12 protein-coding genes are annotated in these 16,442 nt (G+C 64.0%); 7 read left to right on the top strand and 5 right to left on the bottom strand.

What is annotated here, in order from left to right:
- Positions 1-20: 20 nt before the first annotated feature.
- The 4 genes from ACSVIK_RS13485 to ACSVIK_RS13470 all read right to left on the bottom strand — a co-directional run bounded on the left by ACSVIK_RS13485 (position 21) and on the right by ACSVIK_RS13470 (position 4,511).
- Positions 21-2,264: an Orn/Lys/Arg decarboxylase N-terminal domain-containing protein gene (locus ACSVIK_RS13485; protein ID WP_442444806.1), complete on the bottom strand. Its 2,244-nt coding sequence runs from the start codon at positions 2,262-2,264 to the stop codon at positions 21-23.
- Positions 2,265-2,450: 186 nt separating this feature from the next.
- Positions 2,451-3,182, bottom strand: coding sequence for a DNA polymerase III subunit epsilon (gene dnaQ, locus ACSVIK_RS13480; protein WP_442444832.1), 732 nt, complete (start codon positions 3,180-3,182; stop codon positions 2,451-2,453).
- 79 nt (positions 3,183-3,261) lie between these two features.
- Entirely contained in the window at positions 3,262-3,711 is a 450-nt protein-coding gene (gene rnhA, locus ACSVIK_RS13475; RefSeq protein ID WP_442444805.1) for a ribonuclease HI, read from the bottom strand.
- Positions 3,712-3,752: 41 nt separating this feature from the next.
- A complete protein-coding gene (locus ACSVIK_RS13470; RefSeq protein WP_442444804.1) occupies positions 3,753-4,511 on the bottom strand; it encodes a class I SAM-dependent methyltransferase in 759 nt (252 codons plus the stop codon).
- 106 nt (positions 4,512-4,617) lie between these two features.
- Between ACSVIK_RS13470 and gloB the strand changes: the two genes are divergently transcribed.
- Together gloB and ACSVIK_RS13460 are read left to right on the top strand one after the other, a co-directional pair.
- Positions 4,618-5,391 carry a hydroxyacylglutathione hydrolase gene (gene gloB / locus ACSVIK_RS13465; protein WP_442444831.1) on the top strand — a complete coding sequence of 258 codons (774 nt, stop codon included), beginning with the start codon at positions 4,618-4,620 and terminating at the stop codon, positions 5,389-5,391.
- Between the two features lie 144 nt (positions 5,392-5,535).
- Positions 5,536-7,125 carry a LysM peptidoglycan-binding domain-containing protein gene (locus tag ACSVIK_RS13460; protein WP_442444803.1) on the top strand — a complete coding sequence of 530 codons (1,590 nt, stop codon included), beginning with the start codon at positions 5,536-5,538 and terminating at the stop codon, positions 7,123-7,125.
- A 3-nt stretch (positions 7,126-7,128) separates the two neighbouring features.
- On the opposite strand, the gene ACSVIK_RS13455 is transcribed toward ACSVIK_RS13460, so the two are convergent.
- Positions 7,129-8,619 (bottom strand): HDOD domain-containing protein, encoded by a 1,491-nt coding sequence (locus ACSVIK_RS13455; protein WP_442444802.1) that lies wholly within the window; start codon positions 8,617-8,619, stop codon positions 7,129-7,131.
- Positions 8,620-8,745: 126 nt separating this feature from the next.
- Between ACSVIK_RS13455 and ACSVIK_RS13450 the strand changes: the two genes are divergently transcribed.
- The 5 genes from ACSVIK_RS13450 to ACSVIK_RS13430 are packed head-to-tail and all read left to right on the top strand — an operon-like array spanning position 8,746 to position 16,422.
- Positions 8,746-10,575, top strand: a complete 1,830-nt coding sequence (locus ACSVIK_RS13450) for an extracellular solute-binding protein (RefSeq protein WP_442444801.1) — start codon at positions 8,746-8,748, stop codon at positions 10,573-10,575.
- Positions 10,572-12,710: an extracellular solute-binding protein gene (locus tag ACSVIK_RS13445; RefSeq protein WP_442444800.1), complete on the top strand. Its 2,139-nt coding sequence runs from the start codon at positions 10,572-10,574 to the stop codon at positions 12,708-12,710. The genes ACSVIK_RS13450 and ACSVIK_RS13445 overlap by 4 nt, the downstream gene beginning before the upstream one ends.
- 1 nt (position 12,711) lies before the next feature.
- Positions 12,712-13,785 (top strand): microcin C ABC transporter permease YejB, encoded by a 1,074-nt coding sequence (locus ACSVIK_RS13440; RefSeq protein ID WP_442444799.1) that lies wholly within the window; start codon positions 12,712-12,714, stop codon positions 13,783-13,785.
- A gap of 2 nt (positions 13,786-13,787) precedes the next feature.
- On the top strand, positions 13,788-14,807 hold the full coding sequence (locus tag ACSVIK_RS13435; protein WP_442444798.1) for an ABC transporter permease: 1,020 nt from the start codon (positions 13,788-13,790) through the stop codon (positions 14,805-14,807).
- Between the two features lies 1 nt (position 14,808).
- The gene (locus ACSVIK_RS13430; RefSeq protein WP_442444797.1) at positions 14,809-16,422 is read left to right on the top strand and encodes an ABC transporter ATP-binding protein; all 1,614 of its coding nucleotides are present in this window, start codon (positions 14,809-14,811) and stop codon (positions 16,420-16,422) included.
- Positions 16,423-16,442: the final 20 nt, after the last annotated feature.

The following is a 16,442-nucleotide window of genomic DNA, read 5'->3' as shown; positions in this document are numbered from 1 at the left end:
CGGCGCGGCAACGCCTCGCCTCACTCGACCAGGCAGTCCACGCAATAGCGCCCTTCCTCCACCTGCAGGCCGTGCACATCGATATCGAAACCCGGAAAGGCCTGGTCGAAAGTCCGCGCAAAGCTCAGGTAGTCGAGAATCGAGCGCGTCGCCGCCGTGAAACGCTCGCCCGGCATGATCAGCGGAATGCCCGGCGGATAGGGCACCAGCATCACCGCCGCGATGCGCCCTTCCAGGCGCTCCACCGGCACCGACTCTACCTCGCCGCGTACCAGACGGTCATAGGCGTCGGCCGGTTTGATCGCCACCTCGGGCAAGGTCGTGTACATGGTCTTCAGCGCCCTGGCAGTGGCGTTATCGCGATAACAGCCGTGCAACGCATCGCACAGATCACGCAGGCCCATGCCCTGATAGCGGCTTGCACCGGTCTGGGCGATGGTGGGCAACACCTGCGCCAGAGGCAGGTTGGCGTCATAGCTGCGCTTGAATTCCAGCAGCTCGGTCAGCAGAGTGCTCCACTTGCCCTTGGTGATGCCCATGGAGAACAGCACGAGGAAGGAGTACAGGCCGGTCTTTTCCACCACCAGGCCGCGCTCCCAGAGAAACTTGCTGACCACCGCCGCCGGGATGCCCTGCTGCTCCAGACGACCCGCGGCATTGAGCCCCGGCATCACCAGGGTCACCTTGATCGGGTCGAGCAGCACGTAGTCCTCGGCCACCTCGCCGAAACCGTGCCAGTCGGCGTTGGGTTCTAGCAGCCAATCGGCGGTGGCCACCCCTTCGTTGCCCTCGCCCAGGTTCGGCTGCCAGATGCTGAACCACCAGTCGTCCGCCGCCAGGTTGCGCCGCACGTTGGCCAGGGCACGGCGAAAACTCAGCGCCTCGTCGAAGGTTTCCTGGATCAGCGAGCGCCCCGCCGGGCCTTCCATCATCGCCGAGGCCACATCCAGCGAAGCGATGATGCCGTACTGCGGCGAGGTGGAAATATGCATCATGAAAGCTTCGTTGAAGCGGTCGCGATCCAGTTGACGCTGCCCGCCGTCCTGCACGTGGATCATCGACGCCTGGCTGAAGGCCGCCAGCAGCTTGTGCGTCGAGTGGGTGCTGAACACCAGCGGCGTCTGCGCGCCGCCCTCGGTGCCCATGCCGTAGCGCCCAGCGTAGAACTCGTGGAACGCCGCGTAGGCGTACCAGGCCTCGTCGAAGTGCAGTACCTCGACGCTGTCGCCCAGGGTGCGCTTGATCAGTTCGGCGTTGTAGCACAGGCCGTCATAGGTAGAGTTGGTCACCACCGCCAGCTTGACCTTGGGCGCACGCCCCCGGGCCAGCGGGCTGGCATCGATCTTGGCCTGGATCGATTCCTTGCTGAATTCGCCGAGCGGGATCGGCCCGATGATGCCCAGCTCGTTGCGCTCCGGCGTCAGGTACAGCGGGATGGCGCCGGTCATGATGATCGAGTGCAGGATCGATTTGTGGCAGTTGCGATCCACCAGCACCAGGTCGTCACGGCCGACCATCGAATGCCAGACGATCTTGTTCGCCGTGGAGGTGCCGTTGATCACGAAGAAGGTGTGATCGGCGCCGAAGTTGCGCGCCGCGCGGGCCTCGGCTTCGGCCAGCGGGCCGGTGTGATCGAGCAGCGAGCCCAGCTCCGGCACCGACACGGACAGATCCGAGCGCAGCGTGTTCTCGCCGAAGAACTGGTGGAAGGCCTGGCCCACCGGGCTCTTGCGGTAGGCCACGCCACCGCCGTGCCCCGGCGTGTGCCAGGAGTAATTGGACTGCGCGGTATGCTGCACCAGCGCCTTGAAGAATGGTGGCAGCAGGCCTTCGAGGTAATTGTGCGCGGCACGCGCCACCTGCCGGGCGAGAAAGGACACGGTGTCTTCGTAGAGATAGAGAATGCCGCGCAGGCTGTTCAGATCGGCCATGGCCTCGGCCGGCGCGTTCTCGATGGTGACCTGCTCGCCGAGGGCGAAGATCGGCAACTGCGGCGCGCGCACCCGCGCCACGCGAATCAGCTCGACCATGTCCTGCAGCAACCGGCTGTTCTCCCCAGCGCCTTCGCCAGCGACCAGGATGCAGGCCAGGCCATGGTGGGTCGAAGCGACGATACGCCCCTCGGTGGAGCTGGCGGTGGGCAGGATGCTGAAGCCGTCGAGCTCCAGCTCGCGAGCGATGGCGCGCACCCGATCACCGGCCACGGTATCGGCCTTGATGTCGCGATGGACGATGAGAATGGGGAACTTGAGGTCTTTGTACATGCTGACATCCTGAGCGGTGGCAGGCAGGGCCTGCCTATCGACTCAGGTTAGAGGCTCCCCCGAACGGGCGGAACCCCCTGGGCATCAGGCTGTAAGAAAAGGTCGCAATGAAGCAGCTACAAGTTGCAAGCGGCAAGCTTCAAGCACGAGCAAACGCCTTGTAACTTGTCGCTTGAGGCTTGCAGCTCAGGACTCCTCCAACTGCGCCCACAATGCCGGGCCGCCGGCGGATTTTTCGATGGCGGCCAGGCGCACGGCGTGGGCGGCCAGTTCGTCGGCGCTGGCGCGGATCACTCGGGTGCGGGCGCGGCTCGGGTCGAGGCGGCGGATCGGCGTGGCCTGCTGACGCCCGCTGCCGTCGCCATCACCCTCTTCACCGGCCAGCGACAGATGAGTCTGCCCACCGGTCATCGCCAGGTAGACGTCGGCGAGGATCTCCGAGTCGAGCAAGGCGCCGTGCAGCTCGCGGTTGGAGTTGTCGACGCCATAACGCTTGCACAGCGCATCGAGGCTGTTGCGCTGGCCCGGATGGCGCTCGCGCGCCAGCATCAGGGTGTCGAGCACGCTGCAGTAGTCGTTGACGTCGGCGCGCTCGCTCTGCCCCAGCAGGGCGAATTCGTTGTTGATGAAGCCAACGTCGAATGCCGCGTTGTGAATGATCAACTGCGCGCCCTTGATGAATTCGTAGAACTCATCGGCCACATCCTTGAAACGCGGCTTGTCGGCAACGTATTCGTTGGTGATGCCGTGAACCGCGATCGCGCCCTCGTCGATCTCGCGATCCGGGTTCAGGTAGACATGAAAATGCCGGCCGGTCAGACGCCTGCCGAGCACCTCCACGCAGCCGATCTCGATGATGCGGTGGCCGTCGGTCACCGGCATACCCGTGGTTTCGGTATCCAGCACGACCCGTCTGATGACGCCGTTTTCTGTACTCACGCTGACTTTCTCTCTCGAATCTGTAGTACTGCTTGCGACAAGGCCATGTTAGTGCGGGTCACTGACCACGAACCTCATCGACGCCACGGTTGGCCAACTGGTCGGCGCGCTCGTTGCCAGGATGGCCGGTATGGCCACGTACCCACTGCCAGCTCACCTCATGCCGGTTGACCTCTTCATCGAGCTTGCGCCAGAGGTCGGCATTCTTCACTGGCTCCTTCGCCGCCGTCTTCCAACCGCGCTTCTTCCAGTTCGGCAACCACTCCTGAATGCCTTTCATCACATATTGCGAATCGGTGACCAGCTTGACCTTGCAGGGCCGGGTCAGGGCGACCAGCCCGGCGATGGCCCCCATCAGCTCCATGCGATTGTTGGTGGTACTGGGGTCACCGCCCCACAACTCCTTCTCCGCGCCCTTGTAGACCAGCAACGCGCCCCAGCCGCCTGGGCCGGGATTGCCCTTGCAGGCGCCATCGGTGTAGATCACCACTTCATCGGTTTCAGACATTCACAGGCTCTGTTGGAAAATGCTCGGCTGGGGGCACCCTGTCAGTGCTCGACGTCGCGCCGGCTGAGCTTGGCCACCGGCAGCGGCAGCAGCTTGCCCATGGGCTCGCGGCGCACCTGTGGCAAGGGGCGTAATCCCACCACCAGCTTGCGCGCCACCAGCAGGTAGAAACCCGCCCCCGGCAGTTGCCAGGCCTCCCCCCAACGCTCCAGTCGCCGCAGGCGCATTTGCCAGGCGAGCGACGCAAGCGGCGGACGATAGCATCCGAAGCGGCGTTTCTCCAACGCGAAGCCCAGCAAGGACAGCCAGTCGCCAACCCGGTTGGGGGCGATGCAACGTGCCTGGCGAAGGCCGTCGCGGGCAAACAGCCGGCGCGCGCCCCAAGTGCTTCTGGGGTGAATGCCGAGGATCAGCAGATGGCCGCCAGGCCGCACGCTACGCGCCGCCTCGCGCAGCAGGCCATGGGGCGAAAGGCTGAAATCCAGGCCATGCTGCAGCACCACCACATCGGCGGCATGCTCGCCCAGCGGCCAGGCTTGTTCCTCGCAGACAATCTGCACCCCCGGCATGGGCGCCCCCAGGCGCACGTTGTGCTGAATCTGCCTGGCATGGGGTGGGCCTTCGGCGCCCGGGCCGTAACTCACCAGATAACCGCCGAAGAAACGCGCCAGCTCTTCGTCCAGCAAGCGTCGTTCTTCTTCCAGCAGCAATTGGCCAAGCGGCCCGGCCAGCCACTGACGGGCCTCGCCGATGAGTTTCAGCCACTCGGGGTCGGCCTGGGCGAATGCCTGATCGCTCATCACGACTCCTCCCTAAAGGTTGCCGGCGGCACGAACCGCCCTGATCGCTTGCAGCCTGAGACTGCTCTTATAAGATGCACCTTTATCACCGGCTTAGCGACCCATGATGATCCAGATCGATGCCCTGCCCGCCTTCAACGACAATTACCTCTGGCTGCTCCAGGATGCCGGCACGCGCCGCTGCGCGGTGGTCGACCCGGGCGACGCCGCCCCCGTGCGCGCCTGGCTCGAGGCCCATCCCGACTGGCAGTTGAGCGATATCCTGGTCACCCACCATCATTTCGATCATGTCGGCGGCGTTGCCGAACTCAAGGACGCCACCGGCGCACGAGTGTACGGCCCGGCCAGCGAGCAGATACCGGCCCGCGATGTCGCCCTGGCGGGCGGCGAGACCATCGAGGTGCTCGGCCTGCCCTGGCAGATCATCGCGGTGCCCGGTCATACCCTTGGGCATATCGCCTATCACCAGGCCGAGCAGCACCTGCTGATGTGCGGCGATACCCTGTTCGCCGCCGGCTGCGGCCGCCTGTTCGAGGGAACGCCGGCACAGATGCACGCCTCCCTGCAACGCCTCGCCGCCCTGCCGGATGCCACTCAGGTGTACTGCACCCACGAGTACACCCTGAGCAACCTGCGCTTCGCACAAGCGGTGGAACCGGGCAACGCGGAGCTGCAAGCGCGCGTCGAGCAGGTCAGCCAGTGGCGAGCGCAGGGACGCATCAGTCTGCCGTCCAGCATTGCCCTGGAACGCGCGACCAACCCCTTCCTGCGCGTAGATGAAGCCGAGGTGATCGACAGCCTGGCCCGCGCCGATGGCCAGCGCAGCACCGACCCACAGGCGGTATTCGCTGGCTTGCGTGCCTGGAAGGATCGCTTCTAGCGCGCGCCAGCAGCGGCCTTTATCGGAAGCGCATACGACGATCTGACAGGGATGCAGGTCACAAAAGCCTGGTGAAAACTTGACCACCCCCGCTTCGGTTTCTAGAATCGCCCGAACTTTTTTTCGGGGAACTCCTCTCAGCCAATGCCTTCACCTACGCGCAAGCCATTGAAAATAAAGGCATTGGCGCAGAGCGTGCGAATGTCCGCCCTGCTCTGCTGCGTCACCCTGGCCGGCTGCCAGAGCTTCGCACCTTCGACTACCGACGACAGCGTGACGACCCAGCGCGCGATCGGCCTCGAGCGTGAGCCCGAGTGGCTGAGCCTCGACGCCAAGACCCGCGACTATCACGATATCTGGGAGCGCCTGCGCGACGGTTTCAAACTGCAGGACGAAATCGGCAGCAACCCGCGCATCGAGCGCCAGCGCCTGTGGTTCGCCAGCAACCCGCAGCACGTGGAAGCCGTCAGCGAACGAGCGGCCCCTTACATTCATTACATCGTCGAGCGCCTGGCCGAACGCGGCATGCCGATGGAGCTGGCTTTGCTGCCGGTGATCGAAAGTGCTTACGATCCGCAGGCCTACTCCCCGGCTCAGGCGGTGGGTCTCTGGCAGTTCATCCCTTCCACAGGGCGCGTCTACAACCTGCGCCAGACCAACTGGTATGACGGCCGACGCGATGTCACCGCATCGACCCGCGCGGCACTGGATTATCTCAGCCGTCTGCACGAGATGTTCAATGGCGACTGGCTGCTCGCCCTGGCTGCCTACAATGCGGGCGAAGGCCGCGTCAGCCGCGCCATCGAGCGTAACGAGAAGCTGGGCCTGCCCAGCGATTACTGGAACCTCTCGCTGCCCAAGGAAACCGAGGATTACGTGCCCAAGCTGCTGGCATTGTCCCAGGTGATCTTCACTCCGGAAGCCTATGGCGTGACCCTGGCCCCGATCGCCAACGAGCCCTATTTCGAGCAGGTGGCGATCAAGCAGCACATGGATCTGTCGCGCCTGGCGCAACTGGCCGACCTCGACGAGAGCGAGTTGCTGCAGCTCAATCCGGCATACAAGCGCGGCGTCACCATGGACGGCCCCCAGCATCTGCTGATACCCGCGCAGAAGGCCGAGATGTTCAGTGCCAACCTGGCCCTGATGAAGCCCCAGGAACTGGTGGATTGGCAGACCTACAGCGTACACGCCGGCGACAGCCTGCATGCCATCGCCAACCGCTATCACCTGACGGTCAATACGCTCAAGGAAGTGAACCAGCTATCCAGCAACCGCCTGAGCATCGGCCAGGAGCTGACCATCCCGGTCAAGCCCGGCACGCTGCCCAGCGAACCGATGTTCCAACGCAGTGGTACGCAGCTCGCCTCCAGCAGCAGCGCGCGCAGCTATCGGGTCAAGGATGGCGACAACCTCTGGCAGATCGCCCGCGACCATCAGGTTTCGGTGCGCGAGTTGCAACAATGGAACAAGCTGCAGGGCAATCAGCTCAAGATCGGCCAGACCCTGCGCCTGCAACCCACGACGACCACCGCGCTGGCCAGCGCCGGCAAGAGCACGAAAGCGGCCAGCAGCAGCCGCGACAAGGCCACCTACTACCGGGTGAAGAAAGGCGACTCGCTGTACGTCATCGCCAAACGCTTCAATATCGACACCAAGACCCTGCAGGACTGGAATCGCCTGTCCAGCCATGCCCTGCAGCCGGGGCAGATGCTGACCCTCTATCTACCCTGATCCTCAGCGCTTGCTCAAGGCCCCCAGACAGCGCCCGGCCAGCAGCGTGAAACGCTGAAAGGCGACGAACTGCTCATGGCGCAAGGCGCGCCCCGACAGATGACAATCGGCATACAGCACGCCGACCTCGCGACCATTGGCCAGCACGGGGGCGATGAAGAACATGCCAGCGCCAAGGCTCTGGCGGATGGGCAGGGTCACCAGCTCATTGAGGCTGTAGCTGGCCGGCACGCCCATCCAGATCGCCTCCCGATGCCTGAGCGCATAGCTGAAGATATGCGGCTGCTCTACCTGCACGGCAGGCAGGACGAAATCCCTCAGCCAGCCTTCGGTCTGCTCACCGATCACCCGTTTGGCGCGAAAGCGGCTCTGCCCATCGGCCAGCACGGCGAGCATCACCCGCTCCAGCCCCGCGCCACGGTGCAGACCGCCGAGCACGCTGGACAGAATCTGCTCGACGTCGCTGCGCTGATTGGCCATCAAGCCCAGATCCTGCAACGCCTGCTGCATGAACAGCAGATCGGGCTGCAGCAAGCGCGCCTGACGCGCCTGCTGCTGATCGAGAATCTGCGCCGGATCGGTACTCGGAATCAATCGGCACAAACTGCTCGCACCGAAGGTGGAAGCGACCTTGACCGCCTCGTCGGCACTGGCCAGCACCTGCTGCAGGCTTTCCTCCGGGCCCAGGCCGATGAAAGGCGCCACCTTGTTCAGCAACGCCTCCATCGCCGGTGATCCCCAGCCCTCGAGCGCGGCCTTGCTGATCTGCACGCCGAGCTGCACCGCCTTGACCGCCGGATGGGTGTGCGAACCCCCGGCATGCGCCAGGCTGACCAGTTCACCCAAACCCCAGCTCTTCGCCAGGCCCTGAGATAGCTGGCGGAAACTGGTGCCCAATACCCGCTGCACCACCGCCTCGACCTCGGTGCCGGGCACTTGCAGGGCCTGCGCCAGCTCATCGGCCTGCTCGCCACCGGCGCTCCAGAAGGCCATCTCCCCCAGGTGATGCAGCAATGCGGCGATGAATACTTCCTCTTCATGGCTATTGAGCACGTAGCTGCTGAGGTTGCGCGCTTGCACCGCTGCATGGAAGGCACTGGCCAACAGCTCCTGCAACTGTTGACGCGGCCGGTGGGTGAGCAGCCCATCGATGAGGCTGACCGACAGGCTGATCAGACGCACGTTGTCGAAGCCGATCAGCACGATGGCTCGCGAAATGGTGCGGATGCTTTCCTGCGATGGGTTGTAATAGACACTGTTGGCGACGCGCAGCACCTTGGAGGTCAGGCTCGCATCGCGTAGCAGCACATCGGCCAGTTGCTGCACCGAGGCGTCGTTCTGCTGCGCCAGGCGCTGCAAGTCGCGCACCACGGCGGTCAGTGCTGGCAATTCGGTTTGACTCAGGCGGTCGATCCATGACTGCGTACCATGACTGCGTTCGACCAAGATCGAGCCCTCGTTGTTTTCTGACAGTGTATGCCAAAGTGCCGCCATTGCCTGCCTACTGCGTTCAGCCCATGCATGGCGTTGCAAACGCTGCTCTTTTTCCTGTTCGGACAAGCTGTTACTGTACCGACGCAATAGCGCCAACGCTGCCCCAGGATCGAAACTTCACGCCCGATGCGTTTCCTCTTCCCGCTGTTCCTCAGTCTGGTCTTGAGCTTTCCCGTCTCTGCGGCCATCAGCGAAAGCCACGGCTACGCGCAGTTCGGAACCCTCAAGTATCCCGCCAGCTTCAGTCATTTCGACTGGGTCAACCCGGATGCGCCCAAAGGCGGCACGCTGCGCCTCATGGCGTCGGGCACCTTCGACACCCTCAATCCCTACACGCTCAAGGGCACCAGCCCGATTTCCACGGCGCATTTCCTGCAGTACGGCGTCAACGAGCTGAACGAGCCCTTGATGGTCGGCACCGGCATTTACGACCCCTCCGGCGATGAACCGGCGTCCAGCTATGGCCTGATCGCCAAGAGCGTCGAGTACAGCGAGGATCGTAGCTGGGTGGTGTTCAACCTGCGCCCCGAAGCCCGCTTTCACGACGGCAAACCCATCACGGCCTATGACGTGGCCTTCTCCTACCGGCTGCTGCGCAACGAGGGCCATCCGCAATACCGCACCAATCTGCAGGAGGTGAAGCGCGTCGACATTCTCGGTCGCCACCGCATCCGCTTCGTCTTCAAGCGCGCCGGCAATCCGCTGCTGATCCTGCGCCTCGGCGAGCTGCCAGTCTTGCCTCAGCACTACTGGAAAGGCCGTGACTTCAAGGCGACCACCTTCGAGCCAGCGCTGGGCAGCGGCCCCTATCGCATCGTCGAGGTGGTGCCGGGTCGGCGTCTGGTGTTCGAGCGGGTCAAGAATTGGTGGGGCAAGGATCTGCCGGTCAACCGTGGCAAGTACAACTTCGACCGCGTCGAGGTGGAGTTCTACCGCGACAGCAACGTCGCCTTCGAGGCATTCAAGGCCGGTGAATTCGACTTCTATATCGAGAACCAGGCGAAGAACTGGAGCAACGGCTATCGCTTCCCGGCCGTGGCCCGCGGCGACGTGGTGCGTGCCGAGATCCCGCACCAGATTCCCACCCAGACCCAGGCCCTGTTCATGAACACCCGCCGTGCGCTGCTCGGCGACCGCCGCGTGCGTGAGGCCCTGGGGCTGATGTTCGACTTCGAGTGGACCAACCGCACGCTGTTCAACAACGCCTACATACGCGCGGCCAGCTACTTCCCCAACAGCGAATTCTCCGCCACCGGCAAACCGGAAGGCGCCGAATGGTTGCTGCTGTCGCCCTACCGCGAGCAGTTGCCGGCGAAACTCTTCACCGAGCCGTTCAAGATGCCGGTTACCGCTGGTCGTGGCATTCCCCGCGAGACCCTGCGGCGGGCGCTCAGCCTGCTCGCCGAAGCAGGCTGGAAACCCGTCGGTCAGCAATTGCGCAACGCCCGTGGCGAGCGCCTGGCGTTCGAGATCATGCTGGTCAACCCCAGCCTCGAGCGCATTCTCCAGCCCTATGCCGCCAACCTGGCCAGTATCGGCATCCAGGCCAACCTGCGCACGGTTGATCGCGCCCAGTACAAGCAACGCCTGGATCAGTACGACTACGACATGATTCTGCTGACCCTGCCGCAGACCCTGAGCCCGGGCCTGGAGCAATCGCTGTATTTCCACTCCAGCCAGGTCAAGGTGCGCGGCGGCAAGAACTACGCCGGGGTCAACGACCCGGTGGTGGACGCCATGATCGACAAGCTGCTCTCGGCCCAGACCCGCGACGAGCAGATCGCCGCCATGCGCGCGCTGGATCGCATCCTGCTGTGGCAGCACTACAGCATCCCCAACTGGTACATCAATTATCACCGCCTGGCGTACCGCAATCGGTTCGCCTTCGTCACCACGCCGCCTTATACCCTGGGGCTGCGCACCTGGTGGCTGAAGCCCACGGAGAACGCTCGATGACAAACCCGCTGCGCAGTTTCCTGCTTCACGGCAGCAGCCTCATCCTGCTTGGCCTGTCCGGCCTCACCTTCGCCGCCGCGCAACACGCCGTGACCCTCTACGACGAGCCGCCCAAGTACCCGGCCAACTTCCAGCATTTCGACTACACCAACCCCGATGCGCCCAAGGGCGGCACCCTGCGTGAAGCCGGCTTCGGCGGCTTCGACAGCCTCAACCCCTTCATCAGCAAGGGGGTGCCGGCCGACGACATCGGCCTGATCTACGACACCCTCACGGTGCAGAGCATGGACGAGCCCTTCACCGCCTACGGCCTGGTGGCCGAGAGTATCGAGAAGGCTCCGGACAACGCCTGGGTGCGTTTCCACCTGCGCAAGGCCGCGCGCTTCCATGACGGTGTACCCATCACCGCCAAGGACGTGAAATTCACCTTCGACACCCTGATGAGCAAGGGCTCGCCCATGTACCGCGGCTACTATGCCGGCGTCGATCGGGTCGAGGTGGAATCGCCACACAGCGTGCGCTTCATCTTCAAGCACACCGGCAACCGCGAGTTGCCGCTGATTCTCGGCCAGCTCCCGGTGCTGCCCGAACACTGGTGGAACGAGCTGGACAACAGCCAGGCCGAGCAAGCCCCACGGCTCGGTGACGAGGCGCTTCAGGCGAAGCTGGAGACCGCCGAGGATAACCGCTCGATTCTTCTCAGCCTGCCCCAGGATGCCCACCTGAACGACAAGCAGCCACTGAGCCTGGAACTGCTGCAGCGCAATCTGCAGTTCGCCAGCCAGGAAGAGCCTGCGCTCGCCGCGATCACCAAGGTCAGCCAAGACGCCCCCCAGACCCTGCGCCTGGAGCTGCGCCAGCCAGCCGACGACACCCTGCTCGAAGCACTGCGCCAACTGCCGCTGCTGCCGCCCAAGCGTGATTTCAGCAAGAGCAACCTGGACGCTCCGCTGGGCAGCGGCCCTTACCGGGTCGGCGAGGTGCGCGCCGGGCGCAGCATCCGCTACGAGCGGGTCAAGGACTGGTGGGCCAAGGATCTGCCGGTCAGCCGTGGCTTCTACAACTTCGACGCCATCCAGTTCGATTACTACCGCGACAACACCGTCGCCCTGGAGGCGTTGAAAGCCGGGCAGTTCGACTACTGGCTGGAGATGAGCGCAAAGAACTGGGCCACCGCCTACAGCACCCCGGCGGTCGCCAACGGCCAGTTGATCAAGGAAGAGATCCTCAATCGCAACCCTCAAGGCATGCAGGGCTTCGTCTTCAACACCCGCCGGACGATCTTCCAGGATCGCCGGGTGCGCGAAGCGCTGAGCCTGCTGTTCGATTTCGAGTGGGCCAACAAGCGCCTGTTCAACGGTGCCTACACCCGCACCCGCAGCTACTTCGACAACTCGGAGCTGGCCTCCAGCGGCCTGCCCAGCGAGGCAGAGCTGGCCATTCTCGAGCCCCTGCGCGGCAAGATTCCCGCCGAGGTCTTCACCGAGGAGTTCCGCGTGCCACAAACCGACGGCAGCGGCATCATCCGCGAACAGCAACGCCGCGCCTATCAACTGCTGCAACAGGCCGGCTGGCGTATCGACGGTGACCGCATGCTCGATGCCCAGGGCAAGCCGGTCAGTTTCGAGTTCCTCCTCGCCCAGGCCGAGTTCGAGCGCGTGCTGCTGCCGTTCAAGCGCAACCTGGCCGATCTCGGCATCGACATGGTCATCCGCCGGGTGGACGTGTCGCAGTACATCAACCGCCTGCGCTCGCGGGACTACGACATGATCGTCGGCGGTTTCGCCCAGTCCAACTCCCCCGGTAACGAACAGCGCGAATACTGGCATTCCTCCAGCGCCGACAACCCTGGCAGCCGCAACTTCATTGGCCTCAAGGATCCGGCCATCGACCAGTTGGTCGAGGAGCTGATCAACGCCGACTCACGGCAGGATCTGATCAACCACACCCGCGCGCTGGATCGAGTGCTACTGTGGGGCCACTACGTGATCCCCAACTGGCACATCAAGACCTGGCGCGTGGCTTACTGGAATCGTTTCGAGCATCCCAAGGTGACGCCGCTCTACGATATCGGCCTGCATACCTGGTGGGAGCGTACCGACCTGCCCGCCGCCGACGCAGAGGCGGCGCAATAAGATGCTGGCCTATATCCTGCGCCGCCTGCTGCTGATCATCCCGACCCTGTTCGGCATTCTGGTGATCAACTTCATCATCATCCAGGCCGCTCCCGGCGGCCCGGTGGAGCAGATGATCGCCAAGCTCGAGGGCTTCGACGGCGCCACCAGCCGCATCGCCGGGGGCGGCGCCGAGGTCTCGGTGGCCGGCTCCAACTACCGTGGCGCCCAGGGCCTGGACCCCAAGCTGATCGAAGAGATCGAGAAGATGTACGGCTTCGACAAGTCGGCGCCGGAGCGCTTCTGGATCATGCTCAAGAACTACGCCCACCTGGATTTCGGCTCCAGCTTCTTCCGTGATGCCAAGGTCATCGACCTGATCATCGAGAAGATGCCGGTGTCCATCTCCCTGGGGCTGTGGAGCACCCTGATCATGTACCTGGTGTCGATCCCGCTGGGCATCGCCAAGGCCACCCGCCACGGCAGCGCCTTCGATGTCTGGACCAGTTCGGCCATCATCATCGGCTATGCCATCCCGGCCTTCCTCTTCGCCATCCTGCTCATCGTGCTGTTCGCCGGCGGCAGCTACTGGGACTGGTTCCCGTTGCGCGGGCTGACCTCGAACAACTTCGACGAACTCAGCCTCGGCGGCAAGATACTCGACTACTTCTGGCACCTGGTGCTGCCGGTCACCGCCCTGGTCATCGGCAACTTCGCCACCCTCACCCTGCTGACCAAGAACAGCTTCCTCGACGAGATCGGCAAGCAATACGTGACCACCGCCCGCGCCAAGGGCCTGAACAACCGCCGCGTGCTCTATGGGCACGTGTTTCGCAATGCCATGCTGCTGATCATCGCCGGCTTCCCGGCGGCGTTCATCGGCATCTTCTTCACCGGCTCCCTGCTGATAGAAGTGATCTTCTCCCTCGACGGCCTGGGCCTTATGAGCTTCGAGGCGGCGATCAACCGCGACTATCCGGTGGTGTTCGGCACCCTGTTCATCTTCACCTTGCTGGGACTGATCGTGAAACTGATCGGCGACATCACCTACACCCTGGTCGATCCACGCATCGACTTCGAGAGCCGGGAGGGTTGAGCATGAAACTGTCCCCGCTCAACCAGCGCCGCTTCGAGCGCTTCAAGGCCCACAAACGCGGCTGGTGGTCGCTGTGGTTGTTCCTCATCCTGTTCGGCCTCAGCCTCGGCGCCGAACTGATCGCCAACGACAAGCCCCTGGCCGTGCGTTACGACGGCCAGTGGTATTTCCCGGTGCTCAAGCGCTACCCGGAAACCGTGTTCGGCGGCGAGTTCCCGCTGCAGGCCAACTACAAGAGCCCCTATATCCAGGAGCTGATCGCGGACAAGGACGGCTGGATGATCTGGCCACCGATCCCCTTCAGCTATTCGAGCATCAACTATGACCTAGCAGTGCCCGCCCCGGCGCCACCCTCGGCGCAGAACTGGCTGGGCACCGACGACCAGGGCCGCGACGTGCTGGCACGGGTCATCTACGGCTTTCGCATCTCGGTGCTGTTCGCCCTGACCCTGACCCTGGCCAGCTCGGTGATCGGCGTCACCGCGGGCGCCCTGCAAGGCTTCTATGGCGGCTGGGTCGACCTGATCGGCCAGCGCTTCCTGGAAATCTGGTCGGGCCTGCCGGTGCTCTACCTGCTGATCATCCTCGCCAGCTTCGTCCAGCCCAACTTCTGGTGGCTGCTGGGCATCATGCTGCTGTTCTCCTGGATGAGCCTGGTGGACGTGGTGCGCGCCGAGTTCCTGCGTGGCCGCAACCTGGAATACGTGCGCGCCGCCCGCGCCCTGGGCATGAGCAATGGCGCCATCATGTTCCGCCATATCCTGCCCAATGCCATGGTTTCCACCATGACCTTCATGCCCTTCATCCTCACCGGCGCCATCGGCACCCTCACTGCCCTGGACTTCCTCGGCTTCGGCCTGCCGCCGGGGGCGCCGTCGCTGGGCGAACTGGTGGCGCAGGGCAAGAACAACCTGCAGGCGCCCTGGCTGGGCATCAGCGCCTTCGCCGTGCTGGCGATCATGCTCAGCCTGCTGGTGTTCATCGGCGAAGCCGCGCGCGATGCCTTCGACCCGAGGAAATGACATGAGCCAGTCCGACATCCTGCTGCAAGTACACAACCTGGCCGTCGAGTTCACCTCCGGCGAGCAGTGCCAGCGCGTGGTGGAGAACGTCAGCTTCGATATCCGCAAGGGCGAAACCCTGGCCCTGGTGGGCGAAAGCGGCTCGGGCAAATCGGTCACCGCGCACTCCATCCTGCGCCTGCTGCCCTACCCGCTGGCCCGCCATCCGGCCGGCAGCATCGATTACGCCGGCGAGGATATGCTCAAGCTCGGCGAAGGCCGCCTGCGCGGCATCCGTGGCAACCGCATCGCCATGGTCTTCCAGGAGCCGATGACCTCGCTCAACCCGCTGCACAGCATCGAGAAGCAGATCAACGAAGTGCTCGCCCTGCACAAGGGCCTGCGCGGCAAGGCCGCCAGCGCGCGCACCCTGGAGTTGCTCGAGCTGGTGGGCATACCCGAACCGAAAAAGCGCCTGAAAGCCTACCCGCACGAACTCTCCGGCGGGCAACGCCAGCGCGTGATGATCGCCATGGCCCTGGCCAACGAGCCCGAATTACTGATCGCCGACGAGCCGACCACGGCGCTGGACGTCACCGTGCAGTTGAAGATCCTCGAATTGCTCAAGGATCTGCAGGCGCGCCTGGGCATGTCCTTGCTGCTGATCAGCCACGATCTCAACCTGGTACGCAGAATTGCGCATCGCGTATGTGTCATGCAGCGCGGTCGCATCGTCGAACAGGCGTCGTGTGAACAATTGTTCCAGGCTCCGCAGCATCCCTATACCCAGGAACTGCTCGGTGCCGAACCCAGCGGCGAGCCTGCGGCCAACCCTGCAGGCGACACCATGCTGGCGGTCGACGATCTGCGCGTGTGGTTCCCGATCAAGAAGGGCCTGCTGCGCAAGACCGTCGACCACGTGAAAGCCGTGGACGGCATCAACTTCACCCTGCCCCAGGGCCAGACCCTGGGCATAGTCGGTGAAAGTGGTTCCGGCAAGTCCACCCTGGGCATGGCCATCCTCAAGCTGCTCGGCAGCCAGGGCGGCATTCAGTTCCAGGGCCAGCAGTTGCAGGGGTTGTCGCAGAAAGAGGTAAGGCCGTTGCGACGGCAGATGCAGGTGGTGTTCCAGGATCCGTTCGGCAGTCTCAGCCCGCGCATGTCGGTGGCTCAGATCGTCGGCGAAGGCCTGCGCATCCATGGCATCGGGAGCGCGGCGGAGCAGGAACAGGCGATCATCGACGCACTTCTGGAGGTAGGGCTGGATCCGCAGACGCGGCACCGCTACCCCCATGAGTTTTCAGGCGGGCAACGGCAGCGGATTGCCATTGCCCGGGCACTGGTGTTGAAGCCGGCGCTGATCCTGCTGGACGAGCCCACCTCGGCGCTCGACCGGACGGTGCAGCGCCAGGTGGTGGAACTGTTGCGCGGCCTGCAGGCCAAGTACAACCTGACCTATCTGTTCATCAGCCATGATCTGGCGGTGGTCAGAGCGCTGAGCCACCAGTTGATGGTGGTCAAGCAGGGCCAGGTGGTCGAACAAGGTTCGGCGGACGCGATCTTCAGGTCACCGCAACACCCTTATACGCAGCAATTGCTGGAAGCCGCCTTCATGGCCCCGGCAATCGCTCACTGATCCTTGAAACAGGAAGAGGA

Origin of the sequence: Pseudomonas sp. NCHU5216, assembly GCF_052156495.1 — a bacterium.
Taxonomy (GTDB): domain Bacteria; phylum Pseudomonadota; class Gammaproteobacteria; order Pseudomonadales; family Pseudomonadaceae; genus Aquipseudomonas.
This window is presented reverse-complemented; position numbering and strand designations above follow the sequence as displayed.

What these genes read in the sequence shown, in the direction of transcription:
- ACSVIK_RS13485 (WP_442444806.1), bottom strand. Translation starts at nt 2,264, where the DNA reads ATGTACAAAGACCTCAAGTTCCCCATTCTCATCGTCCATCGCGACATC.
- rnhA (WP_442444805.1), bottom strand. Translation starts at nt 3,711, where the DNA reads ATGTCTGAAACCGATGAAGTGGTGATCTACACCGATGGCGCCTGCAAG.
- ACSVIK_RS13470 (WP_442444804.1), bottom strand. Translation starts at nt 4,511, where the DNA reads ATGAGCGATCAGGCATTCGCCCAGGCCGACCCCGAGTGGCTGAAACTC.
- gloB (WP_442444831.1), top strand. Translation starts at nt 4,618, where the DNA reads ATGATCCAGATCGATGCCCTGCCCGCCTTCAACGACAATTACCTCTGG.
- ACSVIK_RS13460 (WP_442444803.1), top strand. Translation starts at nt 5,536, where the DNA reads ATGCCTTCACCTACGCGCAAGCCATTGAAAATAAAGGCATTGGCGCAG.
- ACSVIK_RS13455 (WP_442444802.1), bottom strand. Translation starts at nt 8,619, where the DNA reads ATGGCGGCACTTTGGCATACACTGTCAGAAAACAACGAGGGCTCGATC.
- ACSVIK_RS13450 (WP_442444801.1), top strand. Translation starts at nt 8,746, where the DNA reads ATGCGTTTCCTCTTCCCGCTGTTCCTCAGTCTGGTCTTGAGCTTTCCC.
- ACSVIK_RS13445 (WP_442444800.1), top strand. Translation starts at nt 10,572, where the DNA reads ATGACAAACCCGCTGCGCAGTTTCCTGCTTCACGGCAGCAGCCTCATC.
- ACSVIK_RS13440 (WP_442444799.1), top strand. Translation starts at nt 12,712, where the DNA reads ATGCTGGCCTATATCCTGCGCCGCCTGCTGCTGATCATCCCGACCCTG.
- ACSVIK_RS13435 (WP_442444798.1), top strand. Translation starts at nt 13,788, where the DNA reads ATGAAACTGTCCCCGCTCAACCAGCGCCGCTTCGAGCGCTTCAAGGCC.
- ACSVIK_RS13430 (WP_442444797.1), top strand. Translation starts at nt 14,809, where the DNA reads ATGAGCCAGTCCGACATCCTGCTGCAAGTACACAACCTGGCCGTCGAG.